The following is a 14950-nucleotide window of genomic DNA, read 5'->3' as shown; positions in this document are numbered from 1 at the left end:
TACACATACTATTTGGTAAGTTCTACTTCTAGTTTCTTAACTCTCTTTTTACTATGCAGTCTTCTGGGTTTTCTTTACCCAACAGACGAGTTTTCCTGGTGCTGTGGGCGCAATGGAACCACACCGACTCCATCCCGAACTCGGTGGTGAAACGTTGCTGCGGCGAAGATACTTGGCGGGTTGCTGCCTGGGACAATAGCAAGGTGCCAGGGTTTACCTTGATCGACAAAAAACCTCCTTTCACAGAGAAGGGGGTTTCAGCTTATTGACAGGCTGATTGGCGATGAATAGGCAGACGAGAGAGCCTAAAACGACTTTAATACGTTGTATAGTCCTTAAATATGCTCAAAGTCTGCTTATATTTTAAGGGAAGAGTAAAAGCTAAAACTATTGGTATTCATGACTTTTGGCTCTGTTGTCACCCCCGGAATTACAAAAGGTACATCTTTTTCTGGCGTTACTCATTATAACGGGAGTTTTTAACCCGGATGGCTCTCCCGTACTTATGGGGATAAGTAAATCTTATTTAAATAAACAAGCTAACAGCTTTTCACGCAAAGATTCAAAGGTTTTAAAGCCATAGCTTTGGCGAATAATCAATTTAATTCTATTATTAATTCCTTCCATAACTCCGCTAGTTGTTTTGCTCACAAAATAATGGCTAATCTCTGTAAGATGCTTCTCAATAATATCAACAGCTTTTCCGAAAATAATCCGGGCAGAATTCAACCAGCTTTTGAGCCGCTTAAATCCAATTTTTACGGTTGAACTCGTTTCATAAATATTGCGGAGTTCCTCCTTGAGTTCATAAGCTATTCCTAAACAAGCCGAATCTTTGAGCAAGTCAGTTAATTCAAGTTTTTCAGACCTGGATAAATCCACTTCATTCTTCAAAAGTAGACAGCGATTCTTTAAGCCTTTTAATTCTAAGTTTAAGCGCATTTTGTTGAGCGCTTTATTGACTAGTTTCATCACATGAAAGCGATCAATAACAATCAGAGCATTGGGGAAAACTTCTTTAATTACTTTGGGGAATCCGCCCCACATATCAACGCTCACTTCCTTGACATTCTCCCGAATAGCTTGTGGCTGCTGCTTTAACACCTCGATTATCTCTTCACTTTTATGGGAGTCAATTACTTCTAGTAATGAACTTTTATCAATATCACTCACTACGGTAACAAATTTTCCTTTACCCTTTTCTCGGCTAAATTCATCAAGGCTTAAGCGTGACGGAGTTCCCCAGTCTTTTTTTTTGACGCGCGATTCTTTTAAAGATATTTTCTACTTGGTCAGGACTTAATTGTTCATTTTCGCTCACTTGTTCAATAGTTAATTCTTTGACTCTTTCATAGATATAATTTTCATAACGAATCGTGTAATTCCGTCCCATTTCTTTAAATGATAACCATTCCGTTGGTGCTTTTTTACACCCAGGACAATGAAATTGTCGGCGGGGGACTTCTAAGTAAACTCCTTGACCACAAATGGCTAAATCTCGGACTAAATTTGGACGATTTTGTTCGCGTAGCGTGTGCGTAGCACGTATGCAGATTATCTGTATAGTGTCCGCAGAATGGGCAGTTAATTCCTTCGTTTAACAACTCTAATTTTAGGATAAAGAATCCTTCTTTTTGATAAGCGGTAAAAACCGTAACGTTCGGTAAGTTTAATAAGGTATCTAGATGAAAGTCCATCGTTCTTTCCGGGTAAAATGTAGTGATCACTACATTTTACCCCATAATTTCGCAAGACCCAAAGGGTAGACATTCAGCCTACCCTTTTTTAATTGCCGATTGTAATTAAACTTTGGTATTACTTTTCACCAGTCACTTTTTCCAAAGAGTTGCCAATAATTTGTTCAACAGACTTTGTATTCTTTGAGGTATTTTCTGGGCGTTTCATCTTATCCGCATCAGCAGTTCCTTGAATTTCATTCAACCCAGGATTAGTTTCCTTAACTTGCTTGTGCAAACCGAAATCTGATGGGTCTTTACTAGAAATAGCATCTTGAGACTTGCCTTCAATTTCTAACAAGTTTGCTTCGCCTTCAGTGGGTTTAGATGTAGCACTGTAAGCAGGTAAAGTGTATGACATTACTAGCAGAACACAGACACAAGCAGCCACGAAAAAACGAAATCGGCGCACCAGATTGGAAAGATTAAAATTGATAAAGCACATAGTAGGCTTCTCCTCTCTATTAAACTAAAAATTAACAAGTAGTTGTTGATAATGCCTAAAAAAGCTTTTTTCAGCAACCTCCTACTATTTGCTCATATTTTTCTCGTCCTATCATCTGTAGCTAGATATATCTGTATCAGTGAAAATTGCCACTCAAACTCAACCAGAAGGAATAGGGAGTAATAACTTCAAATTTGGGCAAAAAACTCAATGGTTGGCAAAAGTGGGTCGCGCACAACGGCTACACCCGCAAAACCCCACCGTTTTAGCAGATTTTTGAGTTGACTTCCTGGAAGAGATTCCACCGCGAACCGATTTGCTACATCTGCACCATGAGTATTTAAATAACTTAACGCCTCAAAATCTTGAGAAAACATCAACAAATAACCTGCTGGAGTAGCTGTTTCTGAATTGCTTTCTGGATGGGCAACTAAATAGCGACCATCAGCAGTAGAACGAATTACGTAATAGATTTGAGAGAACATAGCAAATATTGGTAATTGGTAATTGGTAGTTGGAAAAGTTTTGTTAGCGTAGGGGTGTGTAGCACGTTTTAAGTTTTGACTTTTAAACTAAACTGCCAATTTCCAACTTAACAATTATAACTTATCAATTTTTTAAGCCAACTACCTACTACCAAAATAAACTAATTAAGGTTTTCCAACTTGATTCTGGGATCGGCAGTTTTTAACATTAAATCAGCCAAAAGATTCCCGATAATTAGCATAACTGCACCTAACATGAGACTTGCCATTACTAAATAAAGATCTTTGGCTGTTACGGCTTGTAAAATTAACCGTCCCAGACCAGGCCAATTAAAAAAGTTTTCCACAATGAAAGAACCACTTAATAACCCAGCGAATTCAAAACCCAATAAAGTAATTAATGGGTTAATGGCATTTCGCAAAGCGTGAACATAAATTACACGGTTTTCTGGTAAACCTTTGGCACGGGCTGTTTGGATATAATCTTGGCGCAGAACTTCCAATAATTCGCCACGAGTAATGCGTTGTAACCCAGCAAAACCAGTAATACTTAAAGCTAGGACAGGAAAAACCGAATGCCAAATAATATCTAAGAATTTACCGAAGGGAGTGAGTTCAGCATAATTGATGCTGGTCATGTTTCCTACGGGAAATAAGGGAGAGATATTTTGGACAAAAGTTAGCAGTAATAAACCCATAACTAAAGTCGGAACCGCTTGTCCAGCGTAACTAATTACGCGCAAGACTTTATCTAACAAACGATTTTGGTGAACTGCACCAATAATCCCAAGAGGAATGGCTATTCCCCAGGTGACAATTAAAGAAGCGATCGCTAACCATAGCGTAGCAGGTACTCTTTCCCACAACAATTCAGATACCGGACGTTGGTATGCAAAACTCAGACCAAAATCCCCACGAGAAATAATTCCCCACAACCACAAAAAATACTGAACAATTAAAGGTTTATCCAACCCAAATTGCATTTTTAACTCGTTAATTCTTTCTGGGGATATTTTGGGATTTTGGCGCAAAGTATCCAAGTAACTTCCGGGCGCTAATTGAATAATGGCAAAACTTAAAGCAGATGCTAATAAAAGTGTTAGCACTGCTTGCAATAATCGCTTTATAACATACAACGCCGTATCTTCTGAGGGAATTAACGTTAATAGTTTATCCCCGACAAATTGAAAGCTTCTAACAAGCGAAGAACCCCTAGCAGAACTCATTATTTACCTCAAAATAGTGACTAGATTCAATATTCAATCAACGTCACAATCGGTACTTCAGGAAGTTTTTCTCTTCCGCCTAAACCCTGTAATTCAATAATAAAAGCAAAACCCAGCAATTCTGAACCAGTTTGCTGTACCAATTGTGCTGTTGCAGCTGCGGTTCCCCCTGTAGCAATCAAGTCATCTACAATTAAAACCCGACTCCCTGAACCCAAAGCATCTTCGTGCATTTCTAAGCGGTCTACACCATACTCTAATTCATATTCCACACGACAAACAGCTGCGGGTAGTTTTCCAGGTTTGCGAACGGGTATAAAACCAGCACCCAATTGATAAGCTAAAGGTGTCCCGAAGATAAAACCACGAGACTCCATTCCTACGACATAATCAATCTGATTGAAAGTTTCTTTGCAGTGTTGGGTCAAAATATCAACGGTATGACGCAATCCATCAGGGTTTCTTAGCAAGGTAGTGATATCCCGAAACAAAATTCCCGGTTTGGGAAAATCAGGAATATCGCGAATTAGAGATTTTAAATCCATAGGTGCCTAAAATTACAGATTACGCTCAAGATTATAAGCGGGAAATGGACAGAAATGCTGAGTTTTTGCCAATGAAATAGGTGTTGGACTTATGTCAATCCTCTAAAATTTTGCTACAAATCAACCTCCGCGTAGTGGCGTACTCAAATTATTCATCTGTAGCAAAGTTCAAGAAAAACGACATTAACTTTCAATTAATGTTATTTTATTTTGCCTAATATTGATACTTTGTGGAGATAAATTAGCATTAATACTCAACCATCCAATAACATTACCAACCTGGGAGGAAATGAGTTAGCAACTCTTGATATTGCGATTATTCCCTGGCAAGTTTCAGCGGTTTCCTATTTTGTCAAGGTAGAAATTCCTAATAATTATTCTTCAATCTCGTGTGAATCTTGATCAAAAGTATCAGCTACACTTACCCCAGTTGCTTCATCAATCAGCTTTTGGGCTTTATCGGGATCAGAATAGATAAGCTCAAGCAATTGATACTTATCTAGTTCAGTCATTCTGGCGTAGAATTCCACTTCTCCAAGGATTCTGCCTTCTGATTGCCTCAGATACATGGACAGGCAGTGGTGGGCTTGTGTAGTCTTTTGTCGCTTGGTTCTAAAGAAGCTTAGCGCAGATAAAAGTCGATCTTCGTATGGTGCAAGCGCTCTTAAATGTAGTCTTTTAGGTTTTTCGGGCATATAGCACCTTTTATCTGTTTTATTTACAGCATTATGTTACTGTATCCCTAATCAGTTTTGCCTAACCAATAGCAACCAAAGTACAAAGGTTTCAAGACCTGTTTAAAATGTCCGAGAACACGACATTAAGAAATGTGACTATCTTGCACAGACTTTAAAAGTTTTTCTAATACCATTATTTGTAGTTTTTGTCAATCTATTTGACTGGACTGGTGCTATAAGTACTGAGATTTTTCTGAAAAACTTCCGTGAAAAGCCTGATATCGGATCACAAAAGTTCTGAAATAAGATGGCTTTTCCGTACTTGTAGTGGAAAACCCTGGTTCAAGGGGACTGGGAATGCTTGCGGAGTAAGTAATTGATTAATTAAGTTTACTTATCACTGTATCTACGGGAGAGCCAATAATCTTTACAGATTAATAAAAGAACAATATAGGAATTCTATTTCAAATATAAACAGATTGTTATTTTAAAGTTACTATGTGCTGCTGTCGGTTGCCAATATAGATAAAAAAATCACCAAATATCAAATGCCAGTCTAAGTCAGAAATAGTAAAAGATGAAAAAATGTAGAAAAGCTCCATAGCTTCTTAGCTAAGAATCAGACGGGATGTTTTATATGCTAATTCTCCTTGATAATAGGAGAGTTATTTTTAAGTATATTTAGTTTTTAGCTAATCATTAAAATTTTACTTTTTATAACTTGAATAGGTAGGTATATTGTTCGTAAATCATTTAGATTTTATGTGGTTTGGTTATTCGCCAAAAACTATATATTATGGTATATGTATATTACACAAAAAATGTCAAGTGTATAACTAGCGTGTCAGTAAATCCTTAAAAAAAATTAAACTTAAAGTCACTAATGGTACGGAAAAATAATATTTAATAATATAAATAATAGCAGTATTACAGTGATTTGGTTTACATTTGTTAGCAATAAATTTAGCTCTCACCTCTTTACAAGCAAAAATAAAATTGATAGATTCATATTGTCGGAAGCAAAGGCAAACGCCTCGCACCGATTAACAACAAAAACAACAATGAGTAAAGGTACAAAATCATGGCTGTTGAAAAGACAAATTCTTCTTCTAGTTTAGCCGAAGTTATCGATCGCATTTTAGACAAAGGTATTGTTATTGACGCATGGGCGCGTGTTTCGCTGGTTGGTATTGAATTGTTAGCGATCGAAGCTCGTGTTGTCATTGCTTCTGTGGAAACTTATTTGAAGTATGCAGAAGCCGTTGGTTTAACTCAATCGGCTGCAATGCCTGCATAAGAGAGTAGATAGTTCTACAATCTATGGATTGTGAGTTTAGGACAATTAAATGCTGAGTAAACTTCTGCTTTTTCTAACGTTCCGAGATCAGTCAATGCCGCGTTACACGAGCAAGGAACAAAGAAAGCAGAAGTTTCATTTAACTACTCAATTCAAAGAAAGAACTTGAGGGTAAACCATCTGGAAATTGAGTGGCGAAACCCTCTTTCTGTTAATGTTTTAGTCATCACGAGAGCGGCTGATAGCAGTATCGCTACATTTGTGCGTACTAGCAAAAAACTAAAATCGATAAAAGACTTGGAAGTAAAAACCATGATCTTGGGCATTGTCTCCGCGATCGCGAATATAGCTCAAAGGTATGCCGTAATCAACTCGTAAATTTAATCCAGGAATTGGTTCCCATAATATACCAAAACCCGCCCCAGCTAAAAATGTGCGAATGGGAATTGTATTAGGATTATCTGGGTTATTCCAAACTTTACCTAAATCTACAAATGGTGCTAATTGAAAGATTTCTCTCCCTGTTTTGTCTCGACTCAAAATAATTCTGTCTTCTATAGAAACACGAAAACCGTTATCACCTGAACGCGCATTTTGCCGATACCCACGAATCGATTGACCACCACCAATTACAAATTGTTGAGATGGTAATAAACTATTGGGTGTTAGTTGTAAATCTCCTTGTAAAATTAATACATTGTTGTTACTAATTTTTTGGACTCTTTGGGCTTGAGCGAGCCAACTAAAAAATCGCCCATCGGGGATTGGATCGGGATTGATTGTAGCATTTAAAGCATCAAAACCAAAACTAAAGAGCGATCGCAATGCCGTCGCCCCCTGCACATCTCGTCGCACATAATCCTGACCAAAACCAATAACACTAGTGCGAGTTCTGCCTTCTTCATCAGGGCCAAAACCGAAAGGAAAAGGGTCATCAGCCAAAAAAGTTTGACCGTTGCGATAAGTAAAAGCTACAGATAAAGCGAATTCTTCGCGAGGCGAACGAATTAACGGTTGCCGATAACTAAACTCATAAAGTTCGGCCTTACCACTAATATCTAAATCTTTAAACTCTGGCTGAGTAACTTGATAATAATTCGGCGCAGCCCGCAATTGCAATGTTCCATCCATTGCATTAATCGGCACAGTATAGGAAAAGTCGAAAACATTAGATCCGCCAGTAGTTGAGCGAAAATAAGAAGCAAAAAGTATATCTCCAATCCCGCTAATATTCCGCACAAATAGATTACCACCATATCTTTCCGAACCAATACTAGGCGGTGAATAATTATCAATTGTTAAAGTAGAACCAGTAAACGGACTTGCTTCTGTCACTCTGACTACTAAAATACTTTGTCCCTGTTGATTTCCTGGACGTAAACTAGCCTCAACATTTTTAAATAAAGGATTAAACCGCAATAATCTTAATTGATCTTCTAACTTAGCACTGTTTAGTGGTTGACCAACTCCTAAGCGCACTCGACTGCGAATATAAGAAGCATTTAACCTGCGATTTCCTTCAATTTCAATTTTTTCTAAACTGCCTTCAATTACTAAAATTCGCACCACCCCATCAGTAATTTTTTGGTCTGGTAGCACTGCTCTTGAAGTAATATAGCCACGTTCTACATAAAGTTGAGTAATGGCATCAGCAACTTTGCCTAAGTCTGCGATCGATACTTCTTTACCTTCTAAAGGTCTAGTAATTGCATTAATTTCATTACTCAAAATTGTATTACCCGTCACCTCAACTTTCTGCACTTGAATCCTAATTGGTGATTCAGGTTGAGTAGGTGTTGGTATAGGCGTTTCTAAAATAGGCGCTAGCGGATCTGGCGTAGTCGGGGGAATTAATGGTGCGGGTTGGATAAAACGATCGGTATTAGGGCGCGGTTGCAAATTCGGCGGCGGCACATTCGGCAGCTGCGGCGCAGAATTTTGCACTACTAGATTACTTGGGATTAGGGACTCAGAAGATAGTTTTGTTAGCGTAGCGGTGCCTAGCACATTTTGAGTTGTAAGAGCGGGTTTTTTCATTGATAAAACAATACCAACAGAATGTCTAGATAAACCTGCCCCTACAGAGTTTTGAGTGACAGAGAAAGTTTTGCGTTGTCTACCCTGCCCCTCTGCTCCCCTGCCCCTGTATTCACCTGCCCCTGTATTCACCTGCCCCACTGCCCCCAATGCCATGTTTGGCAATAGGACATTACTAAAACACAGACAAGAAAATAAGATACTTAACAGCTTCCACATACCTAGACAATTCCTGCACGCAGAGCTACAACGGCTGCCTGAACCCGATCGTCAACAGACAGCTTGTTCATTATGCCACGAACATGAGTTTTGACCGTATTCGGGCTTAGATAGAGAGCTTCGGCAATTTGGGGATTGCTGTAGCCCTCTACCATTAATTTCAGAACTTCTAGCTCGCGTTGAGATAAATTTGCTAAATTTCCTGTAGGAGAAGGTGGTTTCAGATGCTCGATGACTTTGCGGGCAATTTGCGGATCGAGGTAAGTAGCGCCTTCGGTAGCAGCTGCGATCGCAGTTAACAACTGTTCCACACTCGCACCCTTAATACAATAAGCATCCGCACCACTAGAAAGCGCCGCAATCACCTCAGTTTCCGCCGTGTGCGAAGTCAACATCACCACTCGCACCCCCGGCAAAGCCGCCTTAATCTGTTGCGTCGCCGCAATCCCATCAAGTCGTGGCAATCCAATATCCATCACTACCACATCAGGCTTCAGTTTGATCGCCTCTTGTACCCCCAAATAACCATCTTCAGCTTGTCCCACCAAATTAACCTGCGGATGATCCGCCAACGACTGCTCCAACCCTAACAGCATCATCGGATCATCTTCCACAATCAACACTCGAATCGGCACAAAAGCAGAATTAGGAGAAGTATTTTCGGGGGGTGATGTTTCAGGAGACATATTTATAACCCATTGCAAAAAGAGGTTTCGGGAATCGTACTGAATCTGCAAAATAGTCTATCCGATCTAATAAGAAAGGCTCCAAGGTAGAAGGCAGAAGGAAAAATTTCTCCTTGTCCCCTTGTCCCCTTGTCCCCTTGTCCCCTTGTCTCCCTTGCCCCACCATCTTTCGACTTTTGATATAAAGTTCTATCATAAGTTTGGGTTTTATCTGAGCAAAAACCCGTGAGTTGCAGAGCAGCTTTTCTACTAGCTCAGAAATAAAAAGCGAAAAGAGAGGACAGAACACAATGGGTTATCAGATTGCTTTACCTTATGCCGATACTGCCCTAGAGCCATATATGTCAGCGAACACCTTTTCCTTCCACTATGGCAAGCACCATGCCGCTTACGTTACCAACCTCAACAAATTAATTGAAGGCACCGAACTCGCTGACAAACCTCTAGAAGAGATCGTCGTTACCTCTTTCAAAGAAAGTAAAACTCCCATTTTCAACAATGCTGGGCAAGTATGGAACCACAACTTCTTCTGGCAATCCATGAAACCAGGTGGCGGCGGTACTCCTAGTGGCGCATTAGCTGACAAAATCAATGCAGACTTCGGCAGTTTCGACAAATTCAAAGAAGAATTCAAAACCGCTGCGGCTACTCAATTTGGTAGTGGCTGGGCTTGGCTAGTATTGGACAACGGTACTCTAAAAGTGACCAAAACCCCTAACGCAGAAAACCCAGTAGTTCACGGACAAACCCCTCTGCTGACTTTGGATGTGTGGGAACACGCTTACTACTTGGATTACCAAAACAAGCGCCCTGACTTTATTGCTACTTTCCTAGATCACTTGGTTAACTGGGATTTTGCAGCCGAGAACTTCTCTAAAGCTGCTTAATAGCTTCTGAGTTCAATACAAATCTGGACAGTCACGAATAAAAACGTGGCTGTCTTTAATAATAGGTAGGTTTCAACTTAATTCAATATTATGGATAGCCAAGAACTAGCACAATATCTAGAAACAACAGACAGTATTTCTAAGTCCTGGCTGTTGGTACAACTGCGATTGAAAAAACTGGAAGAAAGTCGTGCAGACCTTTCCCCAGAAGTGTATGCTCAAAGACTAGCTGACATTCATCAGGATTTAATGAACTTGGGTGAATGGTGGATTGGCAAAGAAGATGAAGTGTTTGGCGCTTAGAGTGCAATTTAGGTAGTAAGTACTGCACGGTTAAGGTGTAAGGGTTTTGACTTTTCTTTACCCTTCTTCATTTTTCTTTTAACCTTTCCCTAACCTGTTAAAGGTAATCTACCCTTAATCAAGGAGTACAGACAGAAGTGTTAAGTTAAAATTCCAGCAATTTAGCATTTCCAGTAAGTAGTTCATAACTTATCCTAACCAAAGATGACTACTATTAACCTAGTACCCACTACTTACTACCTAATTTTTTATCTATCTTTATGACGAAAACCAAAAACACAACAACAGAAATCAATCTCAAAGATCCACAATACTATTTCAATCGGGAACTCAGCTGGTTGGAGTTTAATTACCGAGTTTTACACGAAGGACTAGACGAAAGAACTCCCTTAATTGAAAGATTAAAGTTTTTGGCGATTTTTAGCTCGAATTTAGACGAGTTTTTCATGGTGCGAATTGCTGCTCTACGAGAACAGTTAGAAGCGCAAGTAACTAAGCTGAGTCCTGATGGAATGTCTACCACAGAACAATTAACAGCTATTTGCCAAAGATTGAGACCTTTAGTAGAACTTCAGCATCAACATTTTGAACATGAGTTACGTCCTTTGTTGGCAAAACATGGAGTGCAAATCCTGGATTATGTGGACTTGAACCAGGAGCAAAGAATTTATTTACAAAACTACTTTGATGAGCAAATTTTTCCGGTACTTACACCTTTAGCTGTCGATCCTGGACATCCTTTTCCTCATATTTCAAATCTTAGTCTAAATTTGGCTGTGGTGATTCAAGACCCTGAAACTAAAGAGGAACTTTTTGCTAGGGTGAAAGTGCCACAAATGTTACCTCGATTTGTGGTGTTGCCGGAAGCGTTAAGGTTGCAAATGGAAGGGCAACCTTTAGTTTGGATCGGTGTACCTTTGGAGCAGGTAATTGCTCATAATTTGGCTTCTTTGTTTCCCGGAATGAATGTACAAGAATGTTATCCTTTCCGTATTACTCGGAATTCGGATTTGGCTTTACAAGAAGATGAAGCGGATGATTTATTAATAGCGATCGAGCAAGAACTTCGCAAGCGTCGCATCGGAGGATCGGCAGTACGTTTGGAAATTGATGCTACTGCTTCGGATTGGGTACGACATACTTTGGTACAGGAATTAGATCTTAGTGAAAATGATGTTTATGATGTGAATAGTTTACTGGGATTGCGGGATTTAATGTCTTTTATGCAATTACCGCTTCCAGAGTTAAAAGACTCTTCTTGGACACCAGTAATACCGCTACGTTTTCGTCGTCTTGCAGAAATTGGTGAGGATGGGGAAAATATTTTTGATTTGATTTCGCAACGAGATTTATTAGTTCATCATCCTTATCAATCATTTGCTGCTACAGTACAGCGTTTTATTACGCAGGCGGCGCACGATCCGAATGTTTTGGCAATTAAAATGACGCTTTATCGAACTTCGGGGGATTCACCAATTGTTCAGGCTTTAATTGCGGCGGCGGAAAATGGTAAGCAGGTGGCAGTATTGGTGGAACTTAAGGCTCGATTTGATGAGGAAAATAACATTCTTTGGGCTAAAAAGTTAGAGCAAGCGGGTGTTCATGTTGTTTATGGTTTGGTGGGTTTAAAAACTCATACAAAAGTAGTGTTGGTGGTGCGTCGGGAAGAGAATCATATTCGCCGTTATGTGCATATTGGGACGGGTAATTACAATCCTAAGACGGCGGGTTTGTATACGGATTTGGGTTTGTTGACTTGTCGGGAAGAGTTGGGTGCGGATTTGACGGATTTGTTTAATTATTTGACTGGTTATTCGCGCCAGAGGTCTTACCGGAAGTTGTTGGTTGCGCCTGTAAATTTGCGCGATCGCATGATCGCCTTAATCCACCGAGAAATTGAACATTGCCAAAATGGTCTTTCTGGTCGCATTGTCGCCAAAATGAATGCTTTAGTAGACCCGCAAATTATTGCTAAACTCTACGAAGCTTCCCGTGCAGGTGTAGAAATTGATTTGATCATCAGGGGGATTTGTTGTCTGCGTCCGGGACTCCCAGATGTGAGCGAAAATATTCGTGTAATTAGCATTGTGGGTAGGTTCTTGGAACATTCCCGCATTTTTTATTTCCAAAATGGTGGTCAGGAAGAAGTTTATATTGGTAGTGCTGATTGGATGAATCGAAACCTCACTCGACGGGTAGAAGCTGTTACTCCAGTAGAAGACTTAAATCTTTCTAAAGATTTGCAGGAAATTTTAGGAATTATGCTTTCTGACAATCGCCAAGCTTGGGAATTACAATCCGACGGCAGTTATATTCAACGTCGTCCCTCTGACAATCTCCAAGAGCAAAGCGCTCAAAAAACTCTGATGGAAATGGCTAACAATTCAGGGAGTTAAACCAAGCATTTAAGTGATAATACGGGATAACCGGGTCAGTAATTCCGGGTTTTCCCCTATTAATCTCCTTAAATTCACTGATTTGCAAAAATGTGATTCCAGGGCAATATAGAGAAAAAGATAGTTTAAAAAATCTCTTTTTTGCTTGTCTATATTGCATAAAATCTAATTTTATGGCTTCAAGACTGGCAAAAACTGAGTGTTTTTTGAGTTGACAATTTCTTCAAAAAACAAACGCTAATTCTCTTGGCTATATTCATTCAAATGGTAGAGGAAATAAATTGTTAACCAGCGTAAACTAGTGGAATAATACACCAACTGTTGAGAAACTTTTGAGAGGAAATGTTGTCATACTACGATCCGTCGAGTGTCCGTGTTCTAGTGGTTGACGATCATGAACTAACTCGTCTCAGCCTCAAACTAGCACTCTCTAGCCAAAAAAATATCCAATTGGTTGGCTTGGCTAGCAATGGACAAGAGGCTATTAAAATGGTGGAATCCCATCACCCAGATGTGATTATCCTGGATCTCCATATGCCTGTTATGGATGGGTGGAGTGCTTCGAGCTATATCAAAAGCATCGACCCAGAAACGCAAATCATAGCTTATTCAGCAATGGAGGAGAAGCAAGCGATCGCTCTCCAACAAAAATCTAATTTCGATGCCTTTTGTAGCAAAGAAACAGCTACCCAAGAACTAGTTGAGCTAGTAACCGAATTAGCTCAAAAGGCTGATTCCCCTACTAACTCCGCCGTAAAGATGGAAATAAACGGTTAAATCGTTTCCGATTCTGGAAAAGTCCGTTTAAATTCTTCGATCAGGTCGTCTATCTCTTCTAGTGCTTGATTAACATCTATTCTAAGAGTGCCTAAATCTGGTTGCTCCAGAAGCAGCAACAAGGTTTCGCGTTTGCTTTCAATCACAGAAATGCGCTCTTTGAGGGTCTGGGGGTCGATCATCTTATAGTTAGTGCTATTCAAAAGTGCTAATCAAATAATAAATTCAAGTCTATCGTAGGAAAGGTGGTCTTTCATCATCCTTGGGCTTATTTTTGACTGTTTCGGCAATAAAGCGCTTCAAAGCTTTTTCCCGATTTTTCATGAAAGCAGCCCAAAAGCCTGGGTGAAATTCATCCATAGTTTTAGCCAGTGCCCAGACATCTACCGCCAATATGTTATAAAGCGTTTCATCTTCCCGCTTGAGTGAGTTAATCTGTTCGAGAATAGTACGTTCTTGAGTTTCGGGGCTGTTTCCGTTAGGGTTCATAGGAGATTTGAGTAATTAAAATATCAAAAATAGTGAATGACAATAACTCCAGAGGCTCTTTTTGGCTGTTTATCCAAAAATCAATTCTCGCAAAGGTAGCTGTTCGGTAATAATCTCAGAACCTTAACCTGAGTTACAGATATAGAGAATAATAAAAATTACCGATTCAACTACCTAACACTATGTTACGTCAAACTTCATTGGCAACTTTAGGAATGAGCCTGGGAGGTATTTTAACGGTTGTGGGTTTCATCGCTTATTTTGCCAATAATCCTACCTTGAATCTAGTGGGATTCTTTTACGGGTTTCCACTGTTACTAGGGGGACTGGCACTTAAGGGTTCGGAACTAAAACCTATACCTTTCTCTCAACCTACTGAGCCAAACATTCTGGAACTGCGAAACCAGCAAGCGACTAAAACTCAAACCAAGCTGCGTAAGGACTTGACTGGTTATAAATACGGACAAGATGCCCATTTAGATAGGGCTTTGGGTCAAGTGGGTTTAAGCCCTACGGAAGAAAAAAGACCACAAGTTACCGGGATACGGGAAACGGAAGTCAACGGTGCTTATACTTTAGTGCTGGAGTTTGATTCACCGTTACTGCCGTTAAAGGTGTGGGAAGAACAACTAACGAAAATCGAGAGTTTTTTTGGCCCTGGCATTAAAGCTAAATTGCATCAGCCAGAAGATAATCGGATTGAGTTATCTTTAATCGCATCGCCAGGGTGAAGTGGGGACTGGGG

General features: G+C 39.8%; 15 protein-coding genes, 1 rRNA gene and 1 pseudogene. 7 read left to right on the top strand and 10 right to left on the bottom strand.

Annotated features, from left to right (window positions below):
- Positions 1-94 precede the first annotated feature (94 nt).
- Positions 95-212, top strand: a 5S ribosomal RNA gene (gene rrf, locus IQ264_RS26650).
- Between the two features lie 310 nt (positions 213-522).
- Here the strand turns inward: rrf and IQ264_RS26645 are convergent.
- The 6 genes and pseudogenes from IQ264_RS26645 to IQ264_RS26620 form a co-directional block, all read right to left on the bottom strand.
- Positions 523-1697: pseudogene (locus IQ264_RS26645) on the bottom strand (ISL3 family transposase).
- Between the two features lie 118 nt (positions 1698-1815).
- Entirely contained in the window at positions 1816-2181 is a 366-nt protein-coding gene (locus IQ264_RS26640) for a low temperature-induced protein (protein ID WP_193984609.1), read from the bottom strand.
- 188 nt (positions 2182-2369) lie between these two features.
- On the bottom strand, positions 2370-2666 hold the full coding sequence (locus tag IQ264_RS26635) for a hypothetical protein (RefSeq protein ID WP_193984607.1): 297 nt from the start codon (positions 2664-2666) through the stop codon (positions 2370-2372).
- A gap of 161 nt (positions 2667-2827) precedes the next feature.
- On the bottom strand, positions 2828-3892 hold the full coding sequence (locus tag IQ264_RS26630) for an ABC transporter permease (protein WP_193984605.1): 1065 nt from the start codon (positions 3890-3892) through the stop codon (positions 2828-2830).
- A 26-nt stretch (positions 3893-3918) separates the two neighbouring features.
- The gene (locus IQ264_RS26625) at positions 3919-4437 is read right to left on the bottom strand and encodes an adenine phosphoribosyltransferase (protein ID WP_193984603.1); all 519 of its coding nucleotides are present in this window, start codon (positions 4435-4437) and stop codon (positions 3919-3921) included.
- 374 nt (positions 4438-4811) lie between these two features.
- Positions 4812-5132, bottom strand: a complete 321-nt coding sequence (locus IQ264_RS26620; protein ID WP_193984601.1) for a hypothetical protein — start codon at positions 5130-5132, stop codon at positions 4812-4814.
- A gap of 1063 nt (positions 5133-6195) precedes the next feature.
- On the opposite strand from IQ264_RS26620, the gene gvpA reads away from it, so the two are divergent.
- Positions 6196-6411 carry a gas vesicle structural protein GvpA gene (gene gvpA / locus IQ264_RS26615; protein ID WP_193980327.1) on the top strand — a complete coding sequence of 72 codons (216 nt, stop codon included), beginning with the start codon at positions 6196-6198 and terminating at the stop codon, positions 6409-6411.
- 279 nt (positions 6412-6690) lie between these two features.
- Here the strand turns inward: gvpA and IQ264_RS26610 are convergent, their stop codons facing one another.
- On the bottom strand, positions 6691-8667 hold the full coding sequence (locus IQ264_RS26610) for a ShlB/FhaC/HecB family hemolysin secretion/activation protein (protein WP_228061840.1): 1977 nt from the start codon (positions 8665-8667) through the stop codon (positions 6691-6693).
- 2 nt (positions 8668-8669) lie between these two features.
- The gene (locus IQ264_RS26605) at positions 8670-9296 is read right to left on the bottom strand and encodes a response regulator transcription factor (protein WP_322744813.1); all 627 of its coding nucleotides are present in this window, start codon (positions 9294-9296) and stop codon (positions 8670-8672) included.
- 347 nt (positions 9297-9643) lie between these two features.
- Here IQ264_RS26605 and IQ264_RS26600 point away from each other — a divergent pair, with 347 nt between their 5' ends.
- The 4 genes from IQ264_RS26600 to IQ264_RS26585 all read left to right on the top strand — a co-directional run bounded on the left by IQ264_RS26600 (position 9644) and on the right by IQ264_RS26585 (position 13716).
- Positions 9644-10240 (top strand): superoxide dismutase, encoded by a 597-nt coding sequence (locus tag IQ264_RS26600; RefSeq protein WP_193984597.1) that lies wholly within the window; start codon positions 9644-9646, stop codon positions 10238-10240.
- A 90-nt stretch (positions 10241-10330) separates the two neighbouring features.
- The gene (locus IQ264_RS26595) at positions 10331-10543 is read left to right on the top strand and encodes a hypothetical protein (protein WP_193984595.1); all 213 of its coding nucleotides are present in this window, start codon (positions 10331-10333) and stop codon (positions 10541-10543) included.
- A gap of 260 nt (positions 10544-10803) precedes the next feature.
- Positions 10804-12939 (top strand): polyphosphate kinase 1, encoded by a 2136-nt coding sequence (ppk1, locus tag IQ264_RS26590; protein ID WP_193984593.1) that lies wholly within the window; start codon positions 10804-10806, stop codon positions 12937-12939.
- A 342-nt stretch (positions 12940-13281) separates the two neighbouring features.
- Entirely contained in the window at positions 13282-13716 is a 435-nt protein-coding gene (locus IQ264_RS26585) for a response regulator (RefSeq protein WP_193984591.1), read from the top strand.
- Here the strand turns inward: IQ264_RS26585 and IQ264_RS26580 are convergent.
- Both IQ264_RS26580 and IQ264_RS26575 read right to left on the bottom strand, forming a co-directional pair.
- Positions 13713-13895: a hypothetical protein gene (locus IQ264_RS26580; RefSeq protein ID WP_193984611.1), complete on the bottom strand. Its 183-nt coding sequence runs from the start codon at positions 13893-13895 to the stop codon at positions 13713-13715. The genes IQ264_RS26585 and IQ264_RS26580 overlap by 4 nt on opposite strands.
- 52 nt (positions 13896-13947) lie before the next feature.
- Positions 13948-14205: a hypothetical protein gene (locus IQ264_RS26575; protein ID WP_193984589.1), complete on the bottom strand. Its 258-nt coding sequence runs from the start codon at positions 14203-14205 to the stop codon at positions 13948-13950.
- A 182-nt stretch (positions 14206-14387) separates the two neighbouring features.
- On the opposite strand from IQ264_RS26575, the gene IQ264_RS26570 reads away from it, so the two are divergent.
- Positions 14388-14936 carry a DUF2854 domain-containing protein gene (locus IQ264_RS26570; protein ID WP_193984586.1) on the top strand — a complete coding sequence of 183 codons (549 nt, stop codon included), beginning with the start codon at positions 14388-14390 and terminating at the stop codon, positions 14934-14936.
- Positions 14937-14950: the final 14 nt, after the last annotated feature.

The organism is [Phormidium] sp. LEGE 05292, from assembly GCF_015207735.1.
Taxonomy (GTDB): Bacteria; Cyanobacteriota; Cyanobacteriia; order Cyanobacteriales; family Aerosakkonemataceae; genus Floridanema.
Note: the sequence above shows the minus strand (reverse complement) of the source record. Positions and strands in the feature narration are given on the sequence as shown.